5 protein-coding genes and 1 pseudogene are annotated in these 4,339 nt (G+C 48.1%); all 6 read right to left on the reverse strand.

Translation table 11 applies throughout. The features are described from left to right. Positions 1-472, reverse strand: a 472-nt coding sequence (locus tag ACWA6V_RS13790; protein WP_449523033.1) for an Hpt domain-containing protein, incomplete at its 3' end; no start/stop codon positions are given. Positions 473-499: 27 nt separating this feature from the next. Continuing rightward, positions 500-1,303, reverse strand: coding sequence for a protein phosphatase CheZ (locus ACWA6V_RS13795; protein WP_449523034.1), 804 nt, complete (start codon positions 1,301-1,303; stop codon positions 500-502). A gap of 33 nt (positions 1,304-1,336) precedes the next feature. Then, positions 1,337-1,720 carry a chemotaxis response regulator CheY gene (cheY, locus tag ACWA6V_RS13800; protein WP_039914554.1) on the reverse strand — a complete coding sequence of 128 codons (384 nt, stop codon included), beginning with the start codon at positions 1,718-1,720 and terminating at the stop codon, positions 1,337-1,339. A 200-nt stretch (positions 1,721-1,920) separates the two neighbouring features. Further along, complete coding sequence (locus ACWA6V_RS13805) at positions 1,921-2,664, reverse strand: RNA polymerase sigma factor FliA (RefSeq protein WP_449523035.1); 744 nt, start codon at positions 2,662-2,664, stop codon at positions 1,921-1,923. A gap of 95 nt (positions 2,665-2,759) precedes the next feature. After that, complete coding sequence (locus ACWA6V_RS13810; RefSeq protein WP_310070750.1) at positions 2,760-3,584, reverse strand: MinD/ParA family protein; 825 nt, start codon at positions 3,582-3,584, stop codon at positions 2,760-2,762. A gap of 173 nt (positions 3,585-3,757) precedes the next feature. Further along, a pseudogene (locus ACWA6V_RS13815) lies at positions 3,758-4,339 on the reverse strand (flagellar biosynthesis protein FlhF); the annotation flags it as partial.

Consider the following 4,339-nt stretch of genomic DNA (forward strand, 5'->3'; position numbering starts at 1 on the left):
GACGAGTAGGAGTTTCTGCAGCCACAGTTTGGATGACAGCCGGGATGTTTGCACTTGCAGCTTCAGCGGCTTCATCCAAATCGGCGCAGGAAACCAAACGCTCCAACGCAGCAATTAATGAATGATCCACTGGTGGCAAGGCTTCGCGTTGAGAAACTAATTCAAACTGTTGGTTCACTAAGTCCAACGCTTCTAACACTACATCCATTAATTCAGAGGTAACGGCGCGCTTTCCATTACGTAAAATATCAAACAAGTTTTCTGTCAAATGACAACATTCAACCATCGGGGTCAACGCCAAAAAGCCTGCGCCACCTTTTACGGTATGAAAACCGCGAAAGATTGCATTCAGCAAATCTTTATCTTCAGGGCGCTGCTCCAAGTCAACCAATTGCTGGCTGAGGCGCTCAAGGATTTCTCCCGCCTCTACCAGAAAATCCTGGAGAATATCCTCGTCATCACCAAAACTCATTCAACGTTCCTCGCGTGACCCGCAGACTTAAAAACCAAGACTCGACAATAAATCATCTACATCGTCTTGCCCGGACATTACATCTGCACGCTCTTTATTAATTTGTGGGCCTTCGGCTTCGACCTTGCGCTTATTCATAATTTCTTTGTCATGTTCGAGTGTCTCGCTGTCATTCGAAAGCCCAGCAATTTCCTCCACTTGACCTGCAATACGCACCAGACTGACCAGATCTTTTTCAACATCGTTAATTAAACCGATCACGCGCTTTAACACTTGCCCAGTTAAATCCTGAAAGCCCTGCTCCAGTACAATGTCTTGTAAATTTTTACTTAATTGCTCTGTGCCAGTAACCATCTGCCTGAGAAAATCATCCATGCGGTCATAGAGCTGGCGAAATTCATCAGGGCCCATTTCACGCCGCTTAAGCCGCGCCCATTCTCCACGTAAGCTACTAGCCTCTTGCCCGAGGTTCATCGCTATAGGCGCTGCCTCATCGACCATATCCATGGTTTTTTCAGCTGCTTTTTGTGTGAGATCAATAACGTAATTCAAACGATTTGATGCATCGTGAATATCTGAGTTGGCAATTTTAGGCGGCTCTTTGGTTAAATCCGCGTCCACATTAAAGTTGACAATAGCGTTGTGCAGACCGCGCGTTAAACGCCCTACCGACTGGAATATATGTCGGTCGCGCGCCTGAGTGATGGTGTGAATCAGCACCGATGCCTCTTCGAATTGATTGCTTTGCAATTTCTCCGCGAGCAGCTTGGCGCACTCTTTCAATTCGACAACAAATTCTTCGTTGAAAGATTTTTGGGGTTCAGATGCCATGACAACGCCTTATTTATTATTTGATCGAGCCACTTAACCTACGCGATCAAAAATCTTCTCGATTTTTTCCTTGAGTGCTTGCGCGGTAAATGGTTTGACTACATAACCATTAACACCCGCTTGCGCTGCCTCAATAATCTGGTCGCGCTTGGCCTCTGCCGTTACCATCAAAACGGGTAAGGTGCGCAACTTTTCATCTGCGCGAACGGCTTTCAGCAAATCGATACCAGTCATACCTGGCATATTCCAATCTGTGACTAGAAATTGAAAGTCGCCACTTTTCAGCATCGGCAATGCTGTAACACCATCATCCGCTTCATGGGTATTGGAAAAACCCAAATCCCGCAGCAAGTTTTTAATAATCCGTCGCATTGTTGAAAAGTCGTCAACAATTAAGATTTTCATATTCTTATCCAACGCAACCTCCACTCACCCTGACGGGATTTTCATTTAATCATAGTCTAGTAGGAGTTGAAGCTTCGGCCAGTTCCGGCGTATAAATCTTCAACTTTTAATTCGAATCATAGTCCAAATCGCTGAAAACACAGAGTTTTTAACAACTACCTTGCCATTGGAGCGATGCTTTTTGCTCGATTCGTTTGTTATTTAAACAATCATCAGCCCGATTGCCAATCTGCCAATTTATGGCGCAGCCGCGCGGCTGCCTGACTGTGGATCTGGCTCACCCGGGATTCACTGACCCCAAGCACCATACCAATTTCTTTCAGGTTTAGTTCTTGATCGTAATAGAGTGCCAGCACCATGCGCTCGCGCTCGGGCAAGAGGGCTATTGCCTTCATCAGCGCTTTTTTTAAGCCATCGCGCTGAATACCGTCGAGCGGGCTGACAAAGGCGCTGCTGTGCTCAGATGCATCAATATTGCTGTCTTCTTCGCCAAAGGTTTCTTCATAGCTGAATAGGCGGCTACCATTGGAGTCTTGCAGCATTTCAAAATATTCATTGAGCCCAACACCCAGCTCAGCAGCGACTTCACTGTCAGTCGCATCACGGCCGGTGCGCGCTTCAACTGCGGCGACGGCTTGGGAAACACGGCGTGCATTGCGGTGCACTGAGCGCGGCACCCAATCGCCGCGGCGCATTTCGTCAACAATTGCGCCGCGAATACGGATACCTGCATAAGTTTCAAAGCTGGCACCGCGGGAGGCATCGTATTTTTGGGAGGCTTCTATAAGGCCGATCATGCCAGCCTGGATAAGATCGTCTACCTGCACGCTAGCCGGCATGCGCATCATCATGTGATAGGCAATACGCTTGACCAAAGGCGCGTAGTCTTCAATATTGATCTGTACATCAAGTAAGGTTTTTTTATCGTACATGGCTAAACCATTGACTACGGCCATTGAGCACCTTCTTATCAGCAACAACCCTGCGTTTTACCAACAACTTGGCGGCACAACGTATTACATCCCTATTTTTTTTTGCATCTCTCTGCAAGCTAGCGCGCATTCGCAGCCTGCAATAAACGCTCTACAAAAAATTCCAGGCGCCCTGTAGGCGAGTTGGGCAGTGGCCATTTATCCACGACTTGTGCGAGTGCGCGTATGGCGACAGACGCTTTGGAAGTAGGTGCAAATTCCAGCAGGGATTTTTGTTTTTGTACCGCTTTGCGCACGTTTTCGTCGAAGGGAACCTGGCCGACAAATTGCAAAGTCACATCCAAAAAACGTTCGCATACAGTATTAAGCTTATTAAACATATTGATGCCTTCCTGCGGAGTGCGCGTCATATTCGCCACCACCCGGAAACGCTGCATGCCGTATTCTTTATTGAGTAATTTGATCAGTGCGTAGGAGTCGGTAATGGATGACGGTTCGTCGCAGACAACAATAATGACTTCATTGGCAGCGCGCACAAAACTCACCACCGTATCGGAAATACCAGCTGCCGTATCGATAACCAGGATATCAACCTGATCAGAAAGATCATTGAAGGCATTAATAAGCCCTGCGTGTTCAGCAGCGCTTAATTCTGCCATGCGTTGCACGCCAGATGACGCAGGAACAATCTTCATACCTGCAGGCCCACTTACCAGTACGTCCGCTAAACTGTGGGTGCCGGCAAGCACATCAGCCAGTGTGTGGGTCGCCCTGATACCCAGCAGCACATCGACATTGGCTAAGCCCAAGTCAGCATCCAACAACACCACACGCCGACGCAATTCAGCCAACGCAATGCTGAGGTTAACGGAAATATTGCTCTTACCTACTCCGCCCTTGCCGCCGGACACAGCGATCACTTGTACTGGTCGCATTTGGCTCATCTACACATAACTCCAAACCTATTTCTTCGAGTTGTACGCCCGGTTGCCGGTTGGGTCTTGGGGTACACAAATGGTGATCTGAGTATAGATAGGGATTGGAATTTCATCCGACTAATTTCAGTTTCACCGACAAATTCCTGTGGTTATAACTGCTACTGTTTAATCCCCACTGTTTAGGATACTGCCGTTGTTGGATTGGATTTAAGCAATGCGACGGCTTTTGATACCAATTGATGCGCACGTGCCACGTCCAAATTTTTGGGAATGTCTTGCCCGTCAGTGGTGTAGGCGATCGACAAGCGGTTTTGTATAGCAACACCCAAGGCTTCACCAATACTTGCCGTCTCATCCAATTTGGTAAGGATGCAACCTTGCAAACGCGCCGCGCCGTAAGCGTGTACTGATGCTTTCAACATTTGAACCTGGCTGTTGCACGACATCACCAGATAGGTTTTTACCGCTTGCTGATCCGCCAATGCTTTCAACTGCGCTTTCAAATGCGGGTCACCGTGGCGGAAACCAGCGGTATCGATTAACACCAGTGAACAATGACGCAGGCTGCGCAGGACTGAATCCAAAGGATTAGCTTCATCCACCACGCGCACTGGTACACGCAAAATACGCGCAAGCGAACGCAGTTGGTCATGCGCAGCAATGCGGTAGGTGTCGGTAGTAATAAGTGCAACTTTATCGGCACCGTGCTGCAATACGTAACGCGCTGCCAATTTACCAATGGTGGTGGTTTTGCCTACACC

The organism is Cellvibrio sp., from assembly GCF_053579595.1.